Annotated in this window: 24 protein-coding genes; 2 read left to right on the forward strand and 22 right to left on the reverse strand. The window is 72.0% G+C overall.

Features of this window, described 5'->3' with window-relative positions; all coding sequences use genetic code 11:
- Positions 1-12: 12 nt before the first annotated feature.
- From OP04_RS44460 to hisD, 6 genes are read right to left on the reverse strand one after another with little or no spacing between them, the layout of a single operon-like run.
- Positions 13-342 (reverse strand): hypothetical protein, encoded by a 330-nt coding sequence (locus OP04_RS44460; RefSeq protein ID WP_033346088.1) that lies wholly within the window; start codon positions 340-342, stop codon positions 13-15.
- Entirely contained in the window at positions 339-956 is a 618-nt protein-coding gene (gene hisH / locus OP04_RS44465; protein WP_033346089.1) for an imidazole glycerol phosphate synthase subunit HisH, read from the reverse strand. Before hisH ends, OP04_RS44460 begins: the two co-directional genes overlap by 4 nt.
- 13 nt (positions 957-969) lie before the next feature.
- On the reverse strand, positions 970-1,134 hold the full coding sequence (locus OP04_RS55115) for a hypothetical protein (RefSeq protein ID WP_198154220.1): 165 nt from the start codon (positions 1,132-1,134) through the stop codon (positions 970-972).
- A 19-nt stretch (positions 1,135-1,153) separates the two neighbouring features.
- Positions 1,154-1,765, reverse strand: a complete 612-nt coding sequence (hisB, locus tag OP04_RS44470; protein ID WP_033346090.1) for an imidazoleglycerol-phosphate dehydratase HisB — start codon at positions 1,763-1,765, stop codon at positions 1,154-1,156.
- On the reverse strand, positions 1,762-2,838 hold the full coding sequence (locus tag OP04_RS44475) for a histidinol-phosphate transaminase (RefSeq protein ID WP_033346091.1): 1,077 nt from the start codon (positions 2,836-2,838) through the stop codon (positions 1,762-1,764). Before OP04_RS44475 ends, hisB begins: the two co-directional genes overlap by 4 nt.
- Positions 2,835-4,160: a histidinol dehydrogenase gene (gene hisD / locus OP04_RS44480; RefSeq protein ID WP_033346092.1), complete on the reverse strand. Its 1,326-nt coding sequence runs from the start codon at positions 4,158-4,160 to the stop codon at positions 2,835-2,837. Before hisD ends, OP04_RS44475 begins: the two co-directional genes overlap by 4 nt.
- A gap of 177 nt (positions 4,161-4,337) precedes the next feature.
- Between hisD and OP04_RS44485 the strand changes: the two genes are divergently transcribed.
- Positions 4,338-5,036 (forward strand): LON peptidase substrate-binding domain-containing protein, encoded by a 699-nt coding sequence (locus OP04_RS44485; RefSeq protein ID WP_033346093.1) that lies wholly within the window; start codon positions 4,338-4,340, stop codon positions 5,034-5,036.
- A 1,231-nt stretch (positions 5,037-6,267) separates the two neighbouring features.
- On the opposite strand, the gene OP04_RS44490 is transcribed toward OP04_RS44485, so the two are convergent.
- The 6 genes from OP04_RS44490 to OP04_RS54175 all read right to left on the reverse strand — a co-directional run bounded on the left by OP04_RS44490 (position 6,268) and on the right by OP04_RS54175 (position 12,045).
- Entirely contained in the window at positions 6,268-7,149 is an 882-nt protein-coding gene (locus OP04_RS44490) for a DUF2567 domain-containing protein (protein ID WP_051800010.1), read from the reverse strand.
- A gap of 52 nt (positions 7,150-7,201) precedes the next feature.
- On the reverse strand, positions 7,202-8,914 hold the full coding sequence (locus tag OP04_RS44495) for a MinD/ParA family ATP-binding protein (RefSeq protein WP_063746885.1): 1,713 nt from the start codon (positions 8,912-8,914) through the stop codon (positions 7,202-7,204).
- A gap of 285 nt (positions 8,915-9,199) precedes the next feature.
- On the reverse strand, positions 9,200-10,045 hold the full coding sequence (locus OP04_RS44500) for a hypothetical protein (protein WP_051800011.1): 846 nt from the start codon (positions 10,043-10,045) through the stop codon (positions 9,200-9,202).
- Positions 10,042-10,983: an RluA family pseudouridine synthase gene (locus tag OP04_RS44505; protein WP_033346094.1), complete on the reverse strand. Its 942-nt coding sequence runs from the start codon at positions 10,981-10,983 to the stop codon at positions 10,042-10,044. The genes OP04_RS44500 and OP04_RS44505 overlap by 4 nt, the downstream gene beginning before the upstream one ends.
- A complete protein-coding gene (gene lspA / locus OP04_RS44510) occupies positions 10,980-11,741 on the reverse strand; it encodes a signal peptidase II (protein WP_085067271.1) in 762 nt (253 codons plus the stop codon). Before lspA ends, OP04_RS44505 begins: the two co-directional genes overlap by 4 nt.
- Positions 11,623-12,045 carry a TraR/DksA family transcriptional regulator gene (locus OP04_RS54175; protein ID WP_033346095.1) on the reverse strand — a complete coding sequence of 141 codons (423 nt, stop codon included), beginning with the start codon at positions 12,043-12,045 and terminating at the stop codon, positions 11,623-11,625. Before OP04_RS54175 ends, lspA begins: the two co-directional genes overlap by 119 nt.
- Positions 12,046-12,352: 307 nt before the next feature.
- Here OP04_RS54175 and OP04_RS55120 point away from each other — a divergent pair, with 307 nt between their 5' ends.
- Positions 12,353-13,396, forward strand: a complete 1,044-nt coding sequence (locus OP04_RS55120; protein ID WP_198154222.1) for a hypothetical protein — start codon at positions 12,353-12,355, stop codon at positions 13,394-13,396.
- 119 nt (positions 13,397-13,515) lie between these two features.
- On the opposite strand, the gene OP04_RS44525 is transcribed toward OP04_RS55120, so the two are convergent.
- The 10 genes from OP04_RS44525 to murC all read right to left on the reverse strand — a co-directional run bounded on the left by OP04_RS44525 (position 13,516) and on the right by murC (position 22,702).
- Entirely contained in the window at positions 13,516-15,057 is a 1,542-nt protein-coding gene (locus tag OP04_RS44525; RefSeq protein WP_033346097.1) for a potassium/proton antiporter, read from the reverse strand.
- A 22-nt stretch (positions 15,058-15,079) separates the two neighbouring features.
- A complete protein-coding gene (locus tag OP04_RS44530; protein WP_033346098.1) occupies positions 15,080-15,370 on the reverse strand; it encodes a DUF167 domain-containing protein in 291 nt (96 codons plus the stop codon).
- A gap of 78 nt (positions 15,371-15,448) precedes the next feature.
- Positions 15,449-16,099, reverse strand: coding sequence for a hypothetical protein (locus tag OP04_RS44535; RefSeq protein WP_033346099.1), 651 nt, complete (start codon positions 16,097-16,099; stop codon positions 15,449-15,451).
- A gap of 21 nt (positions 16,100-16,120) precedes the next feature.
- The gene (locus OP04_RS44540) at positions 16,121-16,945 is read right to left on the reverse strand and encodes a DivIVA domain-containing protein (RefSeq protein ID WP_033346100.1); all 825 of its coding nucleotides are present in this window, start codon (positions 16,943-16,945) and stop codon (positions 16,121-16,123) included.
- Positions 16,946-17,021: 76 nt separating this feature from the next.
- A complete protein-coding gene (locus OP04_RS44545) occupies positions 17,022-17,315 on the reverse strand; it encodes a YggT family protein (RefSeq protein ID WP_033346129.1) in 294 nt (97 codons plus the stop codon).
- A 45-nt stretch (positions 17,316-17,360) separates the two neighbouring features.
- Positions 17,361-18,110 (reverse strand): cell division protein SepF, encoded by a 750-nt coding sequence (locus OP04_RS44550; protein WP_033346101.1) that lies wholly within the window; start codon positions 18,108-18,110, stop codon positions 17,361-17,363.
- Positions 18,111-18,410: 300 nt separating this feature from the next.
- Positions 18,411-19,112, reverse strand: coding sequence for a YggS family pyridoxal phosphate-dependent enzyme (locus OP04_RS44555; RefSeq protein WP_033346102.1), 702 nt, complete (start codon positions 19,110-19,112; stop codon positions 18,411-18,413).
- A gap of 59 nt (positions 19,113-19,171) precedes the next feature.
- On the reverse strand, positions 19,172-20,275 hold the full coding sequence (gene ftsZ / locus OP04_RS44560; protein ID WP_033346103.1) for a cell division protein FtsZ: 1,104 nt from the start codon (positions 20,273-20,275) through the stop codon (positions 19,172-19,174).
- A 229-nt stretch (positions 20,276-20,504) separates the two neighbouring features.
- Complete coding sequence (locus OP04_RS44565; protein WP_051800012.1) at positions 20,505-21,281, reverse strand: cell division protein FtsQ/DivIB; 777 nt, start codon at positions 21,279-21,281, stop codon at positions 20,505-20,507.
- Positions 21,278-22,702: a UDP-N-acetylmuramate--L-alanine ligase gene (gene murC, locus OP04_RS50825; protein WP_051800013.1), complete on the reverse strand. Its 1,425-nt coding sequence runs from the start codon at positions 22,700-22,702 to the stop codon at positions 21,278-21,280. The genes OP04_RS44565 and murC overlap by 4 nt, the downstream gene beginning before the upstream one ends.
- Positions 22,703-22,734 lie beyond the last annotated feature (32 nt).

The following is a 22,734-nucleotide window of genomic DNA, read 5'->3' on the forward strand; positions in this document are numbered from 1 at the left end:
GATTCTCCTTGATCATGAGTTTCTTCGGTCCAGCGCGATCACGATCAGCGCGGGGAGGGCGAGGATGAGGACCAGCACGATGATCAGGCGCATCACCAGGTCGTCGACCAGGTACCAGACCACCATGACGGACAGCAGCGTGAGCATGACGATCGCGGCCCGCTGGGTGGCGGTCCGCCTCGGCTGCAACCGCCCGGTGCGCCGGTCCGGCAGCTTCGGCGTCAGTTTGTGCGTGATGTCCTTGCGCTTCTGGCGGCGCGACGCCACGGCCGCCCGCGCCGCGCGCTTGTGTTCCGCGTCGGCCAGCCGGGCCGTGCGCCGGAGGGCACGCTCCTTGCTCACAGCTGCGCGATCCAGTTCCGGAGCAGACGGGCGCCGGTGTCGCCGGACTTCTCCGGGTGGAACTGGGCGGCGGACAGCGCGCCGTGCTCGACCGCGGCCACGAACGGCTCGTCGTGCGCGGCCGTGGTGACCAGCGCGTCCTCCAGCGCGTCCAGGCCGGACGCGGCGTAGGAGTGCACGAAGTAGAACCGCGCGTCGTCCGGCATGCCGGCCATCAGGCGGCTGCCGTCCGGCACGGTGACCGTGTTCCATCCCATGTGCGGGATGCGCGTGGCGCGCAACCGGGTCACGCCGCCCGGCAGCAGGCCGAGGCCCTTGGTCACGGTGCCGTGCTCGTCGCCGTACTCGAACAGGATCTGCGCGCCCACGCAGATGCCCAGCACGGGCCGGCCGGCCGCGACACGGGCCGCGACCATCGGGCCGGCGTCGATCGCCTCCACACCGGCCATGCAGGCCGCGTACGCGCCGACGCCGGGCACGACCAGGCCGTCCGCGGCCGCGGCCGCGGTCAGGTCGGCGGTGACCGTCACGTCCGCACCGGCGCGCTCCAGCGCGCGCTCGGCCGAGCGCAGGTTGCCGGAGCCGTAGTCCAGGATCACCACGCGCTTGGTCATGATCGTCAGCCCCCTACTCGGGAATCAGCCACAGGATGCCGCCCGCCGCGGCCAGCACGGCGAGCAGACCGGTGATCACTATCGAGAACGTGGTCGCCTTCTGCCGGCGGAGCGACAACGCCCCACCGGCCAGAATCCCCGCAAGAGCAAGAAGCAGCAGGGGTACGACAGAAGTCACCGCGTGCCCTCGGCCGAGCTCACAGCGTGCCCTTGGTGGACGGGATCGCCCCCGCGTTCCGGGGATCGATCTCCACCGCCTCGCGCAGCGCCCGGGACACGGCCTTGAACTGCGCCTCCACCACGTGGTGCGCGTCCGGGTGGCCGCCCTCGCGCGCGCCGCGCAGCACGGACACGTGCAGCGTCATCTTCGCGGTCTGCGCGAACGACTCCCAGATGTGCCGCGTCATGCTGGTCGCGTAGACCGGCCCGATGTACGGCGTGAGCAGCGGCTCGTCGTGCACCATGTACGGCCGGCCGGACAGGTCCAGCGCGGCCCGGACCAGCACCTCGTCCATCGGGATGGTCGCGGACCCGTACCGCCGGATGCCCGCCTTGTCGCCGAGCGCCTCCGCGAACGCGGTGCCCAGCGCCAGCGCCGTGTCCTCCATGGTGTGATGCGCGTCGATCTCCAGGTCGCCCTCTGTGTGCACGGTCAGGTCGAACCCGCCGTGCTTGGCGATCTGGTTCAGCATGTGGTCGAAGAAGCCGACCCCGGTGCTGATGTCGCCCTTGCCGGTCCCGTCCAGGTCCAGCTCGATGCGCACCTTGGTCTCGTTGGTGGTGCGGTCGATCCGCGCCCGTCGGCTCATTGCGGCAGTTCCTCCATCGCGTTCAGGAAAGCGTCGGTCTCTTCGGGCGTGCCGGCCGTGACGCGCAGCCATCCGGGCAGCCCGACGTCCCGCACGAGAACACCACGGTCAAGCAGCGCGCGCCACGCGGTTTTCTGGTCGGACTTAACCCGATAAAGCACGAAATTGGCGTCACTGTCGGCCACGTCCAGGCCCCGGCTCCGCAGCACCGACACGATCCGGTCCCGCTCGACCTTGATCGCCTCGACCGTGCCGAGCAGCGCCGCGCGGTGCGACAGCGCGGCCCGCGCCGCGGCCTGGGTCAGCGACGACAGGTGGTACGGCAACCGGACCAGCTGCACCGCGTCCACCACGGCCGGGTCCGCGGCCAGGTAGCCGAGCCGTCCGCCGGCGAACCCGAACGCCTTGCTCATCGTGCGCGTGACCACCAGCCTCGGGTGGCCGGGCAGCACCTCGAGCGCGCTGGGCGTGCCGGGCCGGGCGAACTCCGCGTACGCCTCGTCGACGACCACCATGCCGGGCGCGGCGTCCAGCACGGCCGCGACCACGGCCGGGTCCAGCGCGGTGCCGGTCGGATTGTTCGGCGAGCAGAGGAACACCAGGTCCGGCGCGTGCTTGCGGATCTGCTCCACCGCGTGCGCCGCGGAGAGCCCGAAGTCGGCGGCGCGGTAGCCGTCCACCCACGTGGTGCCGGTGCCGAGCGCGAGCAGCGGGTGCATCGAGTACGCCGGCGTGAAGCCGAGCGCGACCCGGCCCGGCCCGGCGAACGCCTGCAGCAGCTGCTGCTGGATCTCGTTCGACCCGTTCGCCGCCCACACGTGCGCGGTGGTCAGATCGTGGCCCAGGTAGTCCGCCAGCGCGGCGCGCAGCGCGACCGCGTCCCGGTCCGGGTAGCGGTTGAGGTCGCGCAGCTCGGCCTGGAGCGCCTTGCCGATCGCGTCGGCCACCTCGTCCGGCACCGGGTACGAGTTCTCGTTCGTGTTCAGCCGCACCGGCACGTCCAGCTGGGGCGCGCCGTACGGGCTCATCCCCCGCAGATCGTCCCGGATCGGCAGGTCGTCGATCGTGGTCACGCCAGCCCTCCCGGGAACCGTGCGGTCACGGCCTCGCCGTGCGCGGGCAGATCCTCCACCGTGGCGAGCGCGACCACGTGCGACGCGACCTCGCGCAGCGCCGCCTCGTCGTACTCGATGATGTGCACGTTCTTCAGGAACGACTGCACGGACAGGCCGGACTGGTGACGCGCGCACCCGCCGGTCGGCAGCACGTGGTTGGACCCGGCGCAGTAGTCACCCAGCGACACCGGCGCATACGGCCCGACGAAGATCGCGCCGGCGTTGCGCACCCGCATCGCCCACGCGCGCGCGTCCCGCGTCTGGATCTCCAGGTGCTCGGCCGCGTAGGCGTCCACCACGCGCAGGCCCTGCTCCAGATCATTGACGAGAACGATCCCCGACTGAGAACCGGTCAGCGACGTGGTGACCCGCTCCGCGTGCTTGGTGGCCGCGACCATCGTGGCAAGCGCCGCCTCGACCGCCTCCGCCAGCGCCGCCGACGGCGTGACCAGCACGCTCGCGGCCAGCGGGTCGTGCTCGGCCTGGCTGATCAGGTCGGCGGCGACGTGCACCGGGTCGGCCGTGTCGTCGGCCAGGATCGCGATCTCGGTCGGGCCGGCCTCCGCGTCGATGCCGACCACGCCGCGCAGCAGCCGCTTCGCCGCGGTCACCCAGATGTTGCCGGGGCCGGTGATCACGTCGACCGGCGCACACCCGTCGCCGTCGAACGCGCCGGTGGAGCCGTAGCCGAGCATCGCGATCGCCTGCGCGCCGCCGGCCGCGTACACCTCGTCCACGCCGAGCAGCGCGCACGCGGCCAGCACCCGGGCGTCCGGCAGGCCGCCGTTCTCCTTCTGCGGCGGGCTGGCCACGACCAGCGCGTCCACGCCCGCGATCTGGGCCGGCACCACGTTCATCACCACGGTCGACGGGTACATGGCCAGGCCGCCGGGCACGTACAGCCCCACGCGGGACACCGGCAGCCAGCGCTCGGTGACCGTGCCGCCGGGCGCGACCTGCGTGGTCACGTCCTGCCGCCGCTGATCGGCGTGGACCTTGCGGACGCGCGCGATCGCCTCCTCCAGCGCGGCCCTGACCTCGGGCTCCAGCGCGGACAGCGACGCGGCGATCGCCTCGGCCGGCACGCGCAGCCGCTCCAGACGCACGCCGTCGAACCGCTCGGTCGCCTCGCGGATGGCCGGGAACCCATGCTCGCGCACCGCCTCCACGAGCGGGCGGATGCTCTCGGTCGCGACCGAGACGTCGAGCTGGGCACGGGGCAGCAGGCCACGCGGGACCGCGGCGTCGGCCGCGCTCCGCAGGTCGATCCGATTCAACACCCTTGGGAGTCTATTCGGCGTGCCCGGCCGGGGCCCCGGCCAGTCCGGCTGCCGGGACGATAACGCAGCGGAACCGTCTCCGATGCGCCACGATGATCGGGTGAGACAGTCATGAGCGATCCAGATCGGGAAGGCCGCGGGGGTCACGGGCCGGGATCGTTCCGCTACGCTCGTGGCGTGGTGACGCGGCTGCCGGTGTTTCCGCTGGGCACGGTGCTCTTCCCCGGCCTGGTGATGCCGCTCCACATCTTCGAGGAGCGGTACCGCGAGCTTGTCCGCGACCTCGTCTCCCGCCCCGACACCCCACGCGAGTTCGGCGTGGTCGCGATCCGCAGCGGCTGGGAGGTGCTGCCCGCGAGCCCCGCCGGCCCCGACGCCGCTGCCGCGCGCGTCACACTCCACGAGATCGGCTGCACCGCCGAGGTCCGCCAGGTGACCGAGCTGCCCGACGGGCAGTACGACCTGCTCACCGTCGGCCGCCGCCGCTTCCGGATCACCGAGGTCATGCCGGACCCGGCGCCGTACCTGGTCGCCCAGGTCGAGTGGCTCCCCGAGCCCGCCGGCGCCGAGGACGTGGCCGACCTGCTGGCCCCGCGCGTGCTCGCCACCTTCCGCGAGTACCTGCGCCTGATGCGCCCCGAAAATCCGGACACCGCCGAGCAGCTGCCCGACGACCCGACCACGCTCTCCCACCTGGTCGCGGCCACCGGCGCCTTCACCGTCGAGGACCGCCAGGCGCTCCTGGCCGCCACCGACACCGCCGCCCGCCTCCGCGCCGAGCTCAAGCTCCTGACCCGCGAGGCCACGCTCTTCCGCAGCGTCCGCGCGGTCCCGGTCCCGCTCTCCGACTACGCCACCCCGTCCAGCCCCAACTGAGGGCGACCGTCAGCAGCCTGCCCGCCTTTTGCGGCACGGGCGCTCCGCGCGAAACGGATCCGGCCGAAACCGCTTCAGACCGATCACTCCAAGATCAAAATCAAGATCTGGATCTTCCCACTCCGCGGGTGGTCCGGCAGCGTTGCTCCCGCGGGCACCGGTCGTCGCTGGCGCTCCTCCCTGCCGGTCCCGTCGCTGGTCCCGAAAAACCCGCACCGGCCCACCGAATCCGGACGACCACAAACCTCAGCTCCGCCTCCACGGCCGGCAAGTCCGACCGCCACACCCTGCCGCCCGTTCACGACGGGCACCGCGAGCGGTAAGGCCCGCGCGATCGCCCCACAAGGACCCGGCACCCGATGCCGGATATGTCATCTCATAGACCGGCGAGAACGTGGCGCCCCCACCCGGACCTCGGCGCGCTCGCGGTCGCCTAGGTCGACGCACCCGCACCTGGACCGCGACGGACCTTGATCAACGGTCGCCTGTACGTTTTCCACGCTTTGACTGCCTGAGACCGTGGAAACCGTACAGGCGACCGTTGATCAAGACCGGAAGCGGCAGTCGGCCCGCTGAAAGAGAAGCCATGAGCCGGGCCTACCCTGCCCAGGAGAGGCACAGAGAGCTAACCGGGAAGCTTCACCATCGAACGGCAACAACGGCGAGCATGAATCAGGTCGTATATGCCGAAATTTCGGGCGCGAGCGTCCGCCCCCGGACGAACCCGGCTCGCCGAGCCGCCCGATTCCGCTGCAGGGAAGACTGCTGCTCGGCCACCTCTCCCCCGCCGACGCGCCCGGTGCCACGCCGGCGGAGTAGTCGGCGCGCGGCGCGCGGCCAGGCGCGGAGCCGCATGAACCCCGTCGCGACTGCTGCGCTCTCGGCGTCGAGGTCTGTACCCGCCCTGATCGACGGGCACTCCGTGCCCGAAATTTCACGAAATAAAGTCCCGCGTGATCCCGGTAGCCCGCCCCTGACACCGAAAGCTCAGTAAGTGCACCGGCAGGAATGGGCAACAGAGTCCCCACAGCCCGCAGATCCCGGCGCCGCGGCGCACGGCTGGGCGCCACCGCCCCCTGCCCGATATTTCGCGTCATCACACCCATTCGCCCGCTATGGGGTTGATCGTGCGACCACGGACCTGGCAGGGAGGAGCGCCAGCGACGACCGGTGTCGCCGGGAGGCCTCGGCAGGTGATGCGAGACCAGATCGGCAGATCAGGCTCTTGAATTTAGGCCTTTGAGGGCTCTTCGGTGCTCTCGCCAGAGGAATCGGCCCGCGGCGTGACCGTTTCGGCTGCGGGCGCGGCCGGAGAAGCGGCAGGCGGCACGGCCGGAACCGAGGGGTCGTCCGCGCCCGGCGTCGTGAGCGCCGACGACGGCTCCGCGCCCGGCACGGCAGGAGCGACATCGGCGTCCGGCGTCACGGAGGCGAAGGAAGGGTCCGCGAGCGCGTAGGGCGCGGGGAAGAAGGGCGGCTCGGGCTCGGGGCGCAGCGAGGGCCAGCGGGACCAGCCGGCGAGCAGCGTGTAGGTGGCGGCCGCGGCCAGCGGCGCGGCCAGCAGGTCGCCGCGGAGGCCGGGGACGTAGCCGAGGAACATGTGCAGCTCGCCGGCGCGCAGATCGGCCGGCTTCGTGAACCGGTCACCGACCGCGGCGGCGGCCTTGAGCTGCTCGTACTCGTCGAGGCCGATGAGCCGGCCGACCTTCCACGCGACGATCGCGGCACCGATCGCGCCGAGCGTCACGCCGGCCAGCGCGATCGCGCCCCGGTAGCGGCGCAGCGCGAACCAGGCGCCGATCGCGATCAGGATGCCGAACGCGACGCCGAGGAACGTGTACCAGGCATCCGCGGCCACGAACTGCTCCGGCTGCGCGGACGTGAGCAGCGGCCCGTTCTCCCCCTGCACGACCGGCACGTCCGGCGCGAGCGCGGCCCACAGCAGGCCGAGCGGCGCACCGAGCACGGCGATCACCAGGCCGGCGCCGACCGACCAGGCGATCTCGCGCCCGAGCGGCGGTGGCGGCGGGCCGGGCGGCGCGACGTCGTCGTAGACCGGCTGCGGTTCCGCCGGGACGCTGCTGAGGCCGGGCTGCCAACTGGACGCGCTCACGGACCGATCCTCTCAGGCCCGCGCGCCCGCGGTGCCGGGACCCGTGCACCGCTCAGCGGGCGAACGGTTCCAGCATCATCGAGGTGGCCCGCAGCCAGGCGTTTCGCGTCTCGGGCTGGAGCTGGTGGTACTCGATGGAAGCACCGGTCTCCAGCGCCGGGTCGTAGGGGACGATCGCGACCGCACGGGTACGCGTCTTGAAGTGCTTCTCCAGGTCGTCCAGCAACGGCGACTTGCCGGGCGTGGGGCAGGAGATGAGCGTCACCGCGTTGGACACAAGGTCGCTCATGCCGACGTCGTCGAGCAGGTCGAGCATCCAGTCCGCGGTGAACGCGGCGTCCTCGCGCGGGACCGTGGTGACCACGAGCTGATCCGCGGCCTGCAGCACGGTCTGCCAGTTCACGCTCTCGACGTTGTTGCCGGTGTCCACGCAGATCACGTCGTGGGTACGCCGCAGCAGCTCCAGCACGCGGCGGACCGTGTGCTGGTCGAGGCGCTGGGCGAAGCGCGGGTTCTCCTCGCCGGCCAGCACGTCGTACGACCCGTCGGAGGCGTGCCGGAGGAAGTCGTCCAGCCGGTCGAGCAGCTCGGCGCCGTGCGTGATCTCGATCTGGGCCAGCTCCGAGATCAGGTGCCGGACCGTGCGCGCGTGCCGGGCGCTGCCGGCCCGCAGGCCGAGCGTGCCGCGCAGCTCGTTGTCGTCCCAGGCCAGCACGCCCTTGCCGCGCACGCTGCCGACCGCGGCCGAGGCGAGCACGGTCGCGGTGGTCTTGTGCACGCCGCCCTTGGGGTTGGCGAACGCCAGCACCCGAGGTCCGCCCAGGTCGCGCTTGAGCACGCTGATCGCGCGCTCGGTCTCCACGTCCAGCGCGGGGCGGGCCGGCTCGGGCGCGTTGCCGAGGAACCCGACGGATTTCGCCTGGAAGCGGCCCGGCTGTTCGGGCTCGGGCGGTGGCGGCGCGACCGGGGCTGCCGCGGGGGCCGACGGCGGCGGAGGCGGCGGCGTGTAGCCGGGCGGGGACAGGATCGAGTAGCGCGACTCGATCGGCGGAAGGTCGCGCGTCTCCGGCGGTGCGGCGTAGGCCTGCGGCACGGCCGCGGCACCGTAGCGAGGCTCCGCGGGTGGCTGAGGGGGCGTCTGCGGCACCGGGGGCGCGGGCGGGTTCGCCGGGTAGCGCGCGGGCGGCGCGGACCCGTAGCGGGAGTCCAGGGCCGCGTAACGCGACTCCTGCTCGTCCGGCCCCGGGGCCACCGGCGGCGGCTGCAGGGACGGGCCGCCACCGTAGGCGCCACCGCTCGGCGGGTACGCCGGACGACGGGGCATGCCCTGGTCACGCGATGGCACGGGCGGCGGCTGCACCGGCTCCTGACGGCCGTTGACCGCGGCCCCGTAGGAGGACGACGACGGCGTGCGCTGCGGGCGGCGCGGCAACGGATTCTCCGGCGGCGGCGCGGGCTCGTAACCGGGCCCGCCGGGCGGTGCCGGATCGAAGTAGTTCCGTCCCTCGGAATACCCGTTAGGGGCGTTGTACCGGTTACCGCCCTCGGGGTAACCGTTCGCGTCCGGATACCCGTTCGCGCCGGGATGCCCGTTATGTCCGTTCGCTGGGTAAGCTGGGTCACCCGGTGCGCCGCGTCCCGTTCGGTCGGCGTTCACCTGGGCATGCTCCCCGGTCCGGCCACCGAGCAGGGCACGGTCAAGAAGCGCGCGCCAACGCGGCGGCGGTTCCTGCGCCCGACCCCAGTCGGTATCGGTGCCCTCCACGGATGCATCCTCCCAGCGCCAATGGTCTGTCTGACAGGCTACGAAGGAAACCCGCTTCAGGCCACACCCGCATCCTCATCCCAATCGCCCGGCCGACAACCGAAAACCGCCGGACTCCGCAGACCATAACGATGCGTGCCTGATCGTGCTGCCACCGCCCCGATCGCCGAACCACGCTGTCCGCGCTGTTGCTGTCACACGCCGTGACGTGGTCACGAGTGCTGAGGCTGCCGCGCCGCCGAAGGTTCAACGCGTGGAGCCGCGCCGGGATGCTGTCATTCTCCCCTATCGGCCGCTCGGCGTCACGGGTGCGCCTGCCGGAGCCATGGATTCTGTGAGACCGTCCACAGGAGGCCTGACCACGTCCGTCTGTTCCGGCAGCGGCGGCAGAAGCACGGCCCGGTCCAGGCGAACGAGCTCGGGAGCCGGGTCGACGACCCTGATCCCGGGCCGTTTGGCAAGCTCGGTCATCTCCACCGGCGTGGCCCGAATCACGGCCGCGTAGAAGCACGAACAGCCGTCACGGTACGCGGCCGCCTCGTCCGAGGACACTTTCGCGCCGCTGTCGTACACGGTGCGCAACTCCCGCTCCTGCGCCGAGTCACCGGTCAGCTTCGCGCTCAGCCGCCGGTAGTCGGCAGCCTCCTTGTCCTTGCGCTCCGCGATCACGGCCATGCCGCCCACCAGGTCCGCGGGCAGCCGCTGCACCGCGATCCGGACGATCTCCGTCTGGGTCCTGTCCAGCTGCACACGCCCGACCACCATGGCGACGACCCGGCCGTCCAGCGCGGTGGTCACCCGGTCCGGCGCGAGGTACCCGGTGAACGACACCAGCGCATACATCGCGGTCGGATCGACCAGCACGGCCAGCTCCGAGGCGGAGGCGGCCGCGTACCCCGGGATCGAATCGCCCTCGGCGACACCCACCCGGACCACGTCGCCCACGGTCTGATCGCCGGACGGCGGTCGCCGGTCCGCGGCCCAGACCGCGGTCAGCAGCACCGCCGTGGACGCCGCCACGGCGGCTCCGGTCAACACCTTCAACCGCGCGGGGGTACGCCCGAGGCGTGCCATCCCGCGGCCGAGCGGCGGCAGGAGCCGGTCGTCGAGCCGCCGCAGCAGACCGGTCAACTCGCCGCGCGCAGCACGTCGAGCGAGTTCTGCAGATCGTCCGGGTAAGGGCTGACGAACCGCACCGGCTCGTACGTCCCCGGGTGCACGAAACCCAGCTCGTGCGCGTGCAGCCACTGACGGCCCAGGCCGGCCCGCTGGGAGAGCGTCGGGTCCGCGCCGTAGGTGAGGTCGCCCACGCACGGATGCCGCATCGCGGACATGTGCACGCGGATCTGGTGGGTGCGGCCGGTCTCCAGCTTCACCTCGACCAGGCTCGCCGACCGGAACGCCTCGACCGTGTCGTAGTGCGTGATGCTCGGCTTGCCGCCGGTCATCACGGCCCACTTCCAGTCCGCGGACGGGTGCCGGTCGATCGGCGCGTCGATCGTGCCACGCAGCGGATCCAGGTGGCCCTGCACGACCGCGTGGTAGATCTTGTCCACCTCGCGCTCCTTGAACGCGCGCTTGAGCACCGTGTACGCGTGCTCGCTCTTCGCCACCACCATGAGGCCGGTGGTGCCGACGTCGAGCCGGTGCACCACGCCCTGACGCTCGGCGGCGCCGCTGGTCGCGATCGTGTGACCGAGGCCGGCCAGGCCGCCGATCACGGTCGGGCCGGTCCAGCCGGGGCTCGGGTGGGCCGCGACGCCGACCGGCTTGTCGACCACCACGATGTCGTCGTCGGAGTGGACGACCCGCAGGCCCTCCACGGTCTCCGCGACCACGGTGGGCGGCGCGACCGGGGCCGGCAGCGTCACCTCCAGCCAGGAGCCGCCGGAGACCTTGTCTGATTTGCCGCGCCGGGTGCCGTCGACAAACGCGTCGCCGGCCTCCACGATCGCGGCGGCTGCGGTGCGGGAGAGCCCGAACAGCCGGGAGACGGCCGCGTCGAGACGCAGTCCGTCGAGGCCGTCGGGTACGGGAAGAGATCGGGTGTCACCGGGGGGCTGGGTCACGCGCTCGAGCTGTCCTTTTCGTCACTGCTGCCGGGGGCCGGCTTCTTGCGGCCCTCAGAGGATATCCGGGACCCGTCCCGCTGCCGTCCGGTGAGCTCCAGCAGCACCGCCAGCACCACGCCGATGCTGAGCGAGCTGTCCGCCACGTTGAAGATCGGGAACGCGCCCGCGTTCGGCTGGAAGACGCTGATGAAGTCGACCACGTGGCCGAGGAACGGGCCCGGGTCGCGGAAGAGCCGGTCGCCCAGGTTGCCGAGCGCGCCGCCCAGCACCAGGCCGAGCGAGATCGCCCACGGGACCGACCGCAGGCGGGTCGCCATCCAGCCGATCCAGATCACCACCGCGATGGTGACCAGCGGGAAGATCCACGTGTAGTCGGAGCCGAGGCTGAACGCGGCCCCGCTGTTGCGGGTCAGGCTCCAGTAGAGCACGCCCGGGATCACCGTCACGTCGTCGCGATAGTTCAGCGTCGAGAGCGCCAGCTGCTTCGTCGCCAGGTCCGCCGCGACCATCACGGCCGCGACCGAGACCAGGACGGCGACCGCCCGCCGGACGCTGCCGTACCTGCTGGCCTCGGCCTCTGCGGGCGGCTGCTCAGCCTCCACCGTCACCGGTCCGTCCTCCCCGGCGGCGCCGGAATCAGCGCCGCTCCTCCAGTTGCTTGCACGCCACACACCGGGTGGCGGACGGGAACGCGGCGAGCCGCTCCACCGGGATCGGGTTACCGCACCGCTCGCACCAGCCGTAGTGTCCCTCATCGAGCCGCTCGAGCGCGCGCTCGACCTGGTTGATCCGCTCCAGGAGGTTGTTGGCGAGCGTGATCTCCTGCTCGCGTTCGAACGTCTTGGTGCCGGTGTCAGCCTGGTCGTCGCCCGCCGAGTCACCCAGCCTCTCACGCTGGAGACCGGCGATCTCGATCAGAGTGTGATCGTACTCGTGACGGAGCTCGTCCCGGCGGCCCGCGAGCGCGGCCCGGATCTTCTCGGTCTCGGCCTCGCTGCGGGAGCCCTTCGCGGGCGAGCTCTTGCGGGTCGGGGTCTTGGTCTCGGCTGCCTTCGCCATGGTGGTCGCTCCCTCGGCCGCGCTGTCGGCGGCGGTCGGCGGTGCCTTGTCAGCCCGCGCCGCGCGTGCGGCGGCCGGCCTGGCCCGGTTCGTCTCCGTGCCCTTCGTCCTGCTCCCGGCCCGGGTGGCGCGCTGTCCCTCGCCACTCGGTGCGGTATTACCTCGTGCAGTGCTGCCCTCTTCGGTGGTGCGGGGTGATGCTTTGGTCCTCGGTGCGGCTTTGGTCCTCGGTGCGGCTTTCGCGTCTGTGGCTTTCGCGTCTGTGGCTTTCGCGTCTGTGGCTTTCGCGTCTGTGGCTTTCGCGTCTGTGGCTTTCCTGCCCGGCGTCTTCGCGCGGGACCCGGCGGCGGTCTTCCGCGCCACGACCGGCGTGACCGGTGCTTCTGCGGCCTTGGACGTGACCCCCGGCCGCGTAGCCGTGCCGGCGACGGCGCTCTTCGCCTGCGACTTCGACGCTCGGGAGGTCGAGGGCTTCGCCGCGCCCTCGACATCGTTAACCGGGGTCCTGCCGGTCGCCTCGGCGGCCTTGGTCGCCGGCCTCGCAGTGGTCGTGCTCTTCTTGCCGCTCCCAGTTTTCCCACCGGGAGCAGAAGTCACACCCCTCGCGCCGCCCCCGGCCGCCGCAGCCTTCGCGCCGGTCACGGCCTTCACGCCTGCCGCAGCCTTGACGCCTGCCGCGGCCTTCGTGCCGGTCGCGGCCTTCGCGCTGGTCACGGCCCTCACGCCTGCCGCAGCCTTCGTGCCGGTGGCGGCCTTCGCGCTGGTCACGGCCTTCGCGCTGGCCACGGGCTTCACGCCTGCCGCGGCCTTCGTGCCGGTCGCGGCCTTCGTGCCGGTCGCGGCCTTCGCGCTGGTCACGGCCTTTGTGCCGGTCGCGGACGCTTTCGCGCCGGTTGCGATCTTCGCTGTGGTTTTCTTCGCTGCCGCGCCGGGCGCGGCCTTCGCCGTGCTGCGGCCGGCCGCGCTCGTGTTCCCCGAGCCCTTGCCGCTGCCCGTGACCGCGGCGCCCGCGCCTCCGCCACCCGCGCCCCCACCCGCGGCCGTCGCGCCCCGGGCCGGCCCTCGGCCCGAACCGCGGTCCGGCCCGCGGTTCGGCGAGGTGACCGTGCCCGTGGTGGCGGGTGCGGCCGGCTTCGTCGTGGCGCTCGTGCGCGCCCGGTTCGCGCCCTTGGCGGCAGCCGCCGCCGTGGTCGCGATCCGTCCCGACACCTTACGGCCAGTGGCAGCTTGGTCGCTAGTAGTCACTTTCTCGGCCACGTTCGCCCGCTTGGCCATGACGCCCCCCGCGTGCAAAACGGGTGCACGGCGGGCCGCCATGCACTCCAGAGGTTCGCAAGAATACGGACCGTAAGCGAATCCGACAACAGGGCGCACCGGCGTGAGCGGTTTTCACCACATATGGCCGATAAATTATCGCGATTCCGACAGATGCCTTCTCGAATGCCCTAGGGTCTGAATCGCCGCCTGTGATCACCGGTCCGGGGCGCCGCCGTCCGCGCCGTACTCGTTGAACCAGCGCGCCAGCCGGCCACGCCGGCTCACCGCGCGCAGCCGCCGTTCCGCGACCTCCCGGACGTCCGCGGTCGCCACGATCAGCAGGCTGTCCCCGACGCGCAGCCGCGTGTCCGGTGCCGGCACGAAACCGGCGCCGTTGCGCATCACCAGCGTCACGGACGCGCCGACCGGCAGCCGGAGCTCGTCCACGTGCACGCCGCGCAGCCGTGACTCCGGCGGGATGTCGAGCGTCAGCAGGTCCGCGTGCATCCGGTCCAGCGGCGCGGTCTCCACGGACAGCTCGGTCGGCTCCGGCTCACCCACCACGCCCAGGCGGCGGGCCAGCGGCGCCAGCGTGCCGCCCTGCACCAGCGTGAAGATCACCACGAGCACGAAGACCACGTCGAAGAGCCGGGACGCGCCGGGCAGCGACGCGGAGAGCGGGATCGTGGCCAGCACGATCGGCACCGCGCCGCGCAGCCCGGCCCAGGACAGGAACGTCTGCTCCCGCCAGCCCAGCCGGATCCGCCGGCGCAGCGGCGCGGCCAGCGTGTACGGCAACGCCGAGATCACCACGGACAGCGGCCGTGCCAGCAGCACCAGCGCCAGGCCCGCGACCAGCGCCTCCAGGATCGCGCCGGGCAGCCGGTCCGGCGTGGCCAGCAGCCCGAGCAGCACGAACAGGCCGATCTGCGCGGTCCAGGCCAGCCCGTCCGCGAACCCGAGGATCGCCTGCCGGTGCGGCAGCCGCGCGTTGCCGAGCAGCACACCGGCCACGTAGACCGCGAGGAAGCCGGACGCGTGCGCGACCGCGCCGGCCGCGTAGGCGAGCACGGTCAGCGCCACGGCCGCGATCGGGTAGAGCCCGGCGGACGGGAGCGCGGCGTGCCGGAGCAGCCAGCGGCCACCCGCGCCGACCGTGTAGCCGATCGCGGCGCCGGCGACCAGCTCGTACCCGATGATCGACAGCTCGTGCCACCACGGGTGGACGCCGAAGCCGGTCGTGGAGAGCAGGATCACGACGATGACCACCGGCGCGTCGTTCATGCCGGACTCGGCCTCCAGCGTGGCCACCAGCCGCGGTGGCAGGCGCAGACGGCGCAGCGTGGCGAAGACCGCGGCCGCGTCCGTGGAGGAGAGCACGGCGCCGTAGAGCAGCGCCAGCCGCCAGTCCAGGCCGAGCAGCAGGTGGACGACCACGCCGACGGTGACGATGCTGACCGCGACACCGACCGTGGAGAGCACGGCCGCGAGGCCGAGGACCGGGCGGAGCGTGCTGATCCGCGCGGTCAGGCCGCCCTCCGCGATGATCACGATGAGCGCGCAGAAGCCGAGGACGCGGGTCAGCTCAGCATCGTCGAAGCGGATGCCCAGCCCGTCCTCGCCGATCAGCAGCCCGATCCCGAGATAGGCCAGCAGGCTGGGGAAGCCGAAGCGGGTGGAGATGCGGACCGCCGCGACCGCGAGCAGCACGACCGCGGCGCCGAGCAACAGCGCCAGGTCTATGTTGCCGCTCACCGGCGGGAACCAGCAGCGGCCGTCACGGCGGGCCGTCCCGGAGGGTGTCGACGGTCTCCGCGAGCGCGTCGGGTGCGTCCGTGATGAGGAAGAGCTTGTCGCGGCTGGCGGCGCCGAGCTTGAGCGTGACGGACGCGGCGCGTACGCCGAGCGCGCCGGCCAGCGCCTTACGAGCCGCCTCGGTGGCGCGGCCGTCGACCGGTGGCGCGTTGACGGCGACGACGAGCGCGGGGCCGTGCGGGCCGTCGTGCCGACCGCCGACCCGCGCACGGGACGCACCGGGCTTCACCCGGACGGGCACGGAAAGGTCCATGCCGTCATTCTCCCGAACCGAGGTCCGGGCCGCCGATCACCCGGCTGTGAAGATCATGTCACGCGACGGAGTTCCGCGTCACACGCGGCGGGCGTCCGCGAGGAGCGCGCTGTCCGGCTCGCAGAGGCCGCAGGGGGTGAAGCCGAGTTCGGAGGCCTCGTTGACCGGGAGCGGCTCGGCCTCCTTGTCCATCAGATGGACGCAGCCGGCCAGGTGGTAGCGGGGACGGCCGTCCACCACGTAGACGTCGGCGGTCATCCGGGCGACGCGCGCGGTCTCGGCGGCCGTGACCGGCTGCGGCTCGGGCTCGTCCTCCGGGTCCTCGACCGGCTCGCGCTGCGGCGGCACCGGGTCGCGGTAGACCGGCTGCTCCGGCTCGGACGCGCCGTAGCCGGCGAACTCCTCGTCACGGAACTCCGTGGAGGTGACGGGCGAGGCGCCCTCGTGGCGCTGCCGCCGGCCCTCGTAGTCGCCGAACTCCTCGTCGAGGTACTCCTCGGCGGGGTCGCCGTACTCATCGCGCTTGGCGTCCGCCTCGGACAACACGTCGCGGTTGTCCACCATCTCGGCGCGTGCGGCCTCGGACTGGCGCATGCCCACCACGAGCGTCACCGCGGCCAGGAGGCTGCCCACGATCGAACCGATCAGGAGCAGACTCGATGCGCTCATCAACCCGAGCACGAGCAACGCGATCGCGACGAGGATGAGCAGAATACTGATGACGATCATGGCTCACCCCCGTCGCGTCGACTAACGGCCGGACTCGATCGAGGAGCCGCTGCGACCGCCGCCGTACGACGAGGCCAGCCCCGCCGCGGCGAGACCGCCGGATCCACCCACGGCACGGTTGCCCTCACTCCGGGTCAGTTCCGCCTCGAGGCCCTGGCCGCGACCGTCGAGGTCACGCAGCTGGCTCTCGAGATAGGCCTTCAGGCGGGTGCGGTACTCCCGCTCGAACTGCTTGAGCTCCTCGATGTGCTTCTGCAGCGCGGACCGCTTCGCGTCCAGGCCGCCCATGGCCTCCTGGTGACGCTGGCGGGCGTCGCGCTCGAGCGCGTCGGCCTTCGCCCGCGCCTCGCGGGTGACCTCCTCCGCCTTGGTGCGGGCGTCGGTCAGCAGCTTGTCGGCCTCGCGGCGCGCGTCGGCGACGTGGTCGTCGGCGGTGCGCTGGGCCATCATGAGCACGCGGAGAGCCTGCTGCTCCCCGTCCGGGTTGGCGACGCCGGCGCCGCCCACGGGCCCACCCTGCGCGCGGACCTGGTCGAGCTCGGCCTGCATGGCGCGAGCGGCCTGGTCGGCGGCGGCCTTGTCCCGCTGGACACGGTCCAGCTGTGCCTTGAGGTCGTTGAGCTCGGCGGCCATCCGCGGGTCGGCGCCCGGCCCGGCCGGGGCGACGGGGCGGCCTCCACCGCGCTCGACCTGAGCACGGAGCTCGTTGTTCTCTTCGATCAGACGGGCGAGCTCGCGCTCGACCTCGTCAAGGAAGGCGTCGACCTCCTCCTCGTCGTACCCCCGCTTGCCGATGGGGGGTTTTTTGAAGGCGACGTTGTGGACGTCGGCCGGGGTCAGCGGCATCGAAACTCCTCGGGTCAGTTGCGGCCGCGTGGCGCGCTGGTCGTCAGGTTCTCAACCCTTTGCTGGTTGTTCACCCTTAGATCAACCGCCGTACCACGAGTTCCATCAGCACGATCAGGATAACCAGCAGCACAAGGGAGGCCAGGTCGAAGCTCACGGTACCAATTCGCAGTGGTGGGATCACACGCCTCAACGCCTTGAGGGGTGGATCAGTGACGCTCCACACCGACTCCAGTGCCGCGGCCGCGCCACGACTCGGTTGCCACCGCCGGCCGTACTGCAGGACCGCGCCCAGGACGAACCGTGCCAGCAGTGTCAGGAAGAACACGTACAACAGCAGGTAGACGACTTGCATCACGATCGACAGCAACACGGTGAGCGAGGCCCCTAGTAACGTGGGTGAGACAGCGTCGGGTCAGGTCTGACTGAAAAACCCGCCCTCGGCGATCTTGGCCTTGTCCTCCGCGGTGACCTGAACGTTGGCCGGCGAGAGCAGGAAAACCCGGTTGGTCACTCGCTCGATCGTACCCCGAAGACCGAATGCAAGTCCGGCCGCGAAGTCAACCAGGCGGCGAGCGTCACCCTCATCCATCTCGGTGAGATTGATGATGACGGGGACACCGTCCCGGAAGTGCTCGCCGATCGTCCTGGCCTCGCGATACGTCGTGGGGTGCAGCGTGGTGATCTGGTACCGCTGCTCCTCCTCCGGCTTCGCCATCCGCGCCGGGGCGGGCAGCGGCGGCGCGAGCGCGAGGCTCTCCGACGTGGGGTAGGTCAGCGCGCCGGACACACCCGCACCCGTTCGGGTGATCGGGCGCACGGTCGCGCTCTGCTCCTCGTCCCGCTCGCGCTCGGCGCGCTCGGCCTCGATGCGCTCCATCTCCTCGCGCACGGAGGAGCGGGACGGCCGTTCGTGCCGTTCACGGTCGATCCGGGAGGTACGGTCGCGGAGGTCGGACCGGCCACGGGTGCGGGGCACCGCGGGCGGCTCCTCGATCTCCTCGTCCTCGTCCTCGAAGTCCTCGGAGTAGCGGCGGCGGTCGTGGTCACGCCCGCGGTAGTTCGCGCGGTAGCCGCCGTCGTTGTAGCGGTTGTCCTCGTAGCGGGGGTCGTCGTCCTCCTCCACCAGGCCGAGCCAGACGCCGGCCCTGCGGAGGGCGCTCATCGGGTCACCCCCGCACGCGGGCGGCGGACAGCGCGACGCGTTGCGACGAGCCTCACCGTCGTTCGCCGAGCGTGCTCGCCGAACCTTGTATCGTTACGCCCTCTCATGCCTGCCCCCACCTCGCCTCCGCCGTGACGGCACCGCCCCCTGCCGTGCCGTTGCCCTGCGGTGGAACCGTCGTCCATCAGCGACCGAACGTTCCGCCTCGGGCCGGCGAGGCCGAGTTATACCCCCGCGGAACACTCGTGAATCCGACCAGACGGTTGAATCACACTCATGTAGTTCGGTTCCGCGGTCAGGCTACCGCAGCGGTGCGCGCATACCGAGCAACGCGCCGCCCACCCTCACGTGTGTCGCGCCGTGCGCGATCGCGGCCTCCAGGTCACCGCTCATGCCGGCCGAGATCAGATCCGCGCCCGGGTGCTCCGCCCGCAGCCGCGCCGCCACGCCGGCCAGCCGTGCGAACGCGTCCTCCGGCGCCAGATCCTGCGGCGCGACCGCCATCACGCCGCGCAGCACGAGGCCGGGCAGCGCCGCGATGGAGTCGGCCAGCGCGGCGACGCCGTCCGCCGGCACGCCGCCCCGGTGCGGGTCGCCGTCGATGCTGATCTGCATCAGCACCTCGAGCGGGCGGTCCCGCAGCTTCGAGACCGCGGTGCCGAGCGCCTCGGCCAGCCGGAGGCTGTCCACGGAGTGCACGACGTCGGCGTACCCCACGACGGATCTTGCCTTGTTGCGTTGCAACTGCCCGATGTAGTGCCAGCGGACCGGCGCGGTGACCGCCGCCGCCTTCGGTGCGGCCTCCTGGTCGCGGTTCTCCCCCATGTCGGTGACGCCGAGCGCGGCCAGGTGGTCGACGTCCGACGCCGGGTAGGTCTTGGTGACCGCGATCAGCGTGACCCCGGCGCCGTCCCGCCCGGCCGCGGCGCAGGCGGCGTCGATCCTGGCCCGGACCGCGGTCAGGTTCCCGGCGATCTCGTCCCGCCGCACTGTTCTCCCCACACGGAAACGAAACGAACACCGGCCCGGGAGTGCTCCCGGGCCGGTCGGACAGCGATGGGTCAGGAGCCGTTCTTCAGGAAGTCCGGCACGTCGACGTCGTCGAAGAGCACCTTGCGGCGCTCCTGCGGCGGCGGCGGGAGCGGGTTGGACGGCGCGGCCAGCGGCGCCGCGGTCGGCTGCGGCTTGCGCACGGACTCGACCGGCTTGTACGCCGGCGCACCCCCGTCGAACCCGGCCGCGATCACGGTCACCCGCACCTCGTCGCCGAGCGCGTCGTCGATCACGGCGCCGAAGATGATGTTCGCGTCCGGGTGGGCCGCGTCCGTCACCAGCTGTGCCGCGTCGTTGATCTCGAACAGGCCCAGGTCCGAGCCGCCGGCGATGGAGAGCAGCACGCCGCGTGCGCCGTCCATGCTCTGCTCCAGCAGCGGGCTGCTGATCGCGGCCTCGGCGGCCTCGACCGCGCGGTTGTCGCCGCGCGCGCTGCCGATGCCCATGAGCGCGGAGCCGGCGCCGGACATGACACTCTTCACGTCCGCGAAGTCGAGGTTGATCAGACCCGGCGTGGTGATCAGGTCGGTGATGCCCTGGACACCGGAGAGCAGGACCTGGTCGGCCTGGCGGAACGCGTCCATCATGCTTATTCCGCGGTCGCCCAGCGCGAGGAGCCGGTCGTTCGGGATCACGATGAGCGTGTCGCACTGGTTGCGCAGCTCGTCGATGCCGGACTCGGCCTGCACCTGGCGGCGCTTGCCCTCGAACGAGAACGGCCGGGTGACCACGCCGATGGTGAGCGCGCCGAGCTTGCGGGCGATGTTCGCCACGACGGGCGCGCCGCCGGTGCCGGTGCCGCCGCCCTCGCCGCAGGTCACGAACACCATGTCCGCGCCCTTGAGCACCTCTTCGATCTCGTCGCGGTGGTCCTCGGCCGCGTTCTTGCCGACGTCGGGATTCGCTCCGGCGCCAAGACCACGAGTCAGCTCGCGGCCCACGTCGAGCTTCACGTCCGCGTCACTCATCAGAAGCGCCTGCGCGTCGGTATTGATCGCGATGAACTCGACACCCTTGAGCCCAACCTCGATCATTCGGTTGACGGCGTTCACGCCACCGCCACCGATACCGACGACCTTGATTACCGCCAGGTAGTTGTGCGGAGGTGTCATCGGTCTGCCTTCCCTTCTCCGAGGTTGCCGGGCACCGGCGACCAGCCCTGCTCAGGCCGTGTCGACTCATGCTCTGAAACGTTGGAGGTTGAGGCGGAATCCTCACCCTCTACTAGAGGTCGAGAGTTATGTCAACTACGCGACCTCTCCGGCAACGTAAACGGACGTGAGGCGACATCCAAGAACCGACGCGGCGTGTCGCCGGAGCGGGTTTCCGGGAAAGTCACCCCTATCTGAGCGACACGACCTCCGGCGCACTCACGTCGATCGTCTTCTCCTTGCGGTCCAACAAGGCCGTGGCCACGGAAGACTTGGTCTCGTTCGCCGACGAGTCGCCCCAGATGATGGTCCGTCCGCCGTCCAGATTCAGCCGGATCCGGGCCGGCGCCTCCACCGTGACGGAGATCAACTTTGTGGCCAGCTCCGTGCTGAGCGACGCCAGCACCTCCAGCCCGGCGCGCGTGTTCACGTCGTCCGGGCCGGGCGCGGCCACCTCCAGCAGCGGCAGGTCCGCCGGGCGCTTCGACTCGGTGCGGAAGACCACGCCCTCGTCGTCGACGACGGCGAACGACGTCTCGGCGCGGGGCACCACCGCGACCGCGGTGCGCTCCACCACCTCGATCACCAGCGTGCCGGGCCAGCGGCGGGAGACGACCGCGCGGTCCACCGGCGCCAGCGCCTCCACCCGGGCCGCGACCGCGCCGGTGTCCACCCGGGCCAGCGGCGTGAGGTCGGCCACCTCCGCGGCGGCGCGCACCTCGACCGGCGTGAGCAGCGTGGCGCCGGTCACCTCGATCCGGCGCACGCCGAGCACGCCGGTGCCGTAGACCATCCAGCCGATCGCGACCGCGACCGCGACGATCGCGGCGCCGAGCGCCCAGGGCAGCGCCGCGCGGATCCGGCGCTGGCGGGCGCGGCGCATGAACCGGCGCACGGACGGCGGGACCGCGTCCCGGTCCGCCCGCACCAGCCGCCACCGGCGCTGGCCGCCACCCGGGTCGGTCATTCCGCGGGCGAGGCCAGCGCGGTGAGGAGCTCGTCGCCCAGCATCGACGACGGCGGCGCGCCCATGGTGACCACCACGTCGCCCGGCCGGGCCCGGCGGACGACCTCCGCCGCCACGCCGTCCCACTCCGGCACGAAGACCTTCTGGGCCTCCGGCAGGTCGATCGCGGCGGTCAGCGACACGCCGCCCTCGCCCGGCAGCCGGGTCTCGCCCGGACCGAAGACCTCCATGATGATCGCCTCGTCCGCGAGCGACAGGCCGGCGGCGAGCTCCGCCTCCAGGTCGCGCGTGCGGTAGACGCGGTACGGCTGGAAGACCACGATCAGCCGGCCGTCGCCGGCCACCTCGCGCAGCGTCTCGATCGCGGCCTTCACGGACACCGGGTGGTACGCGTACTCGTCGTACACCAGGACGCCGTTGACCACGCCCTTGCGCTCGAAGCGGCGGCGCACGCCGGGGAACGAGGCCAGCGCCTCGACGACCTTCTCGATCGGCAGGCCCAGGCGCAGCGCGGTGAGCACGGCGGCGGAGCTGTTCAGGCCGAGCAGGCGGCCGGGCGTGGGGAGGAAGATCTCGCCGAGCGAGAGCCCGTCCAGTTCCGCGCGATAGCGCACGCCGGCCGCGGACGAGCTGATGTCGAAGATGCGCAGGTCGGCGTCGTCGGCCTCACCGTACGTATAGACGGTGTGCCCCTCCGCGCGCAGCGTCGTGGCCATCCGGCGGGTGCCCTCGTTGTCCGCGCAGGCGATCACGAAGCCGTCGCCGCGGCCGTTGACCGGCGAGTCGGCCAGCCGGGCGAACTCGCCGAACGCGGCCTCCACGCCGGCCAGGTCGCCGTACGTGTTCAGGTGGTCCGCGTCGATGTTGGTGATCAGCGCGACGTGCGGGCGGTAGCGCAGGAACGACCGGTCGCTCTCGTCCGCCTCGACCACGAAGTATTGCCCGGAGCCGTGGTGCGCGTTCGACCCGACCTCGGAGATCTCGCCGCCGATCACGAACGACGGGTCCTCGCCCGCGTGCTGCAGGATCAGCGTGACCATCGACGTGGTGGTGGTCTTGCCGTGCGTGCCCGCGATCGCGATCGCCTGGCGCCCGTTCATCGCCGCGGCCAGCGCCTCGGAGCGGTGCAGCACGCGCAGCCCGCGCCGGCGCGCCTCGGCCAGCTCCAGGTGGTCCTGCGGGATCGCGGTGGAGTAGACGACCGTGTCGACGCCGTCGAGGTTCGACTCGGTGTGCGTCATGTGGATCGTGCCGCCGAGCGCGCGGAGCGCGGCCAGGTAGGGCCACTCGCGCAGCTCGCTGCCGCTGGTCTTGATGCCGCGCGTGAGCAGCAGGCGGGCCAGGCCGCTCATGCCGACGCCGCCGACGCCGATGAGGTGGACCGATCCCAGCTGCTCGGCAGTGAGCTCCGCGGTGTTCATGTCTCGATCAACCCTCTCGCGCGCGGATCTTT

It is taken from the genome of Catenuloplanes japonicus (genome assembly GCF_000717135.1).
GTDB lineage: Bacteria > Actinomycetota > Actinomycetes > Mycobacteriales > Micromonosporaceae > Catenuloplanes > Catenuloplanes japonicus.

What these genes read in the sequence shown, in the direction of transcription:
- hisH (WP_033346089.1), bottom strand. Translation starts at nt 956, where the DNA reads ATGACCAAGCGCGTGGTGATCCTGGACTACGGCTCCGGCAACCTGCGC.
- hisB (WP_033346090.1), bottom strand. Translation starts at nt 1,765, where the DNA reads ATGAGCCGACGGGCGCGGATCGACCGCACCACCAACGAGACCAAGGTG.
- lspA (WP_085067271.1), bottom strand. Translation starts at nt 11,741, where the DNA reads ATGAGGGACACTACGGCTGGTGCGAGCGGTGCGGTAACCCGATCCCGG.
- OP04_RS54175 (WP_033346095.1), bottom strand. Translation starts at nt 12,045, where the DNA reads ATGGCGAAGGCAGCCGAGACCAAGACCCCGACCCGCAAGAGCTCGCCC.
- OP04_RS44530 (WP_033346098.1), bottom strand. Translation starts at nt 15,370, where the DNA reads ATGGACCTTTCCGTGCCCGTCCGGGTGAAGCCCGGTGCGTCCCGTGCG.
- OP04_RS44535 (WP_033346099.1), bottom strand. Translation starts at nt 16,099, where the DNA reads ATGATCGTCATCAGTATTCTGCTCATCCTCGTCGCGATCGCGTTGCTC.
- OP04_RS44540 (WP_033346100.1), bottom strand. Translation starts at nt 16,945, where the DNA reads ATGCCGCTGACCCCGGCCGACGTCCACAACGTCGCCTTCAAAAAACCC.
- OP04_RS44550 (WP_033346101.1), bottom strand. Translation starts at nt 18,110, where the DNA reads ATGAGCGCCCTCCGCAGGGCCGGCGTCTGGCTCGGCCTGGTGGAGGAG.
- ftsZ (WP_033346103.1), bottom strand. Translation starts at nt 20,275, where the DNA reads ATGACACCTCCGCACAACTACCTGGCGGTAATCAAGGTCGTCGGTATC.
- OP04_RS44565 (WP_051800012.1), bottom strand. Translation starts at nt 21,281, where the DNA reads ATGACCGACCCGGGTGGCGGCCAGCGCCGGTGGCGGCTGGTGCGGGCG.
- murC (WP_051800013.1), bottom strand. Translation starts at nt 22,702, where the DNA reads ATGAACACCGCGGAGCTCACTGCCGAGCAGCTGGGATCGGTCCACCTC.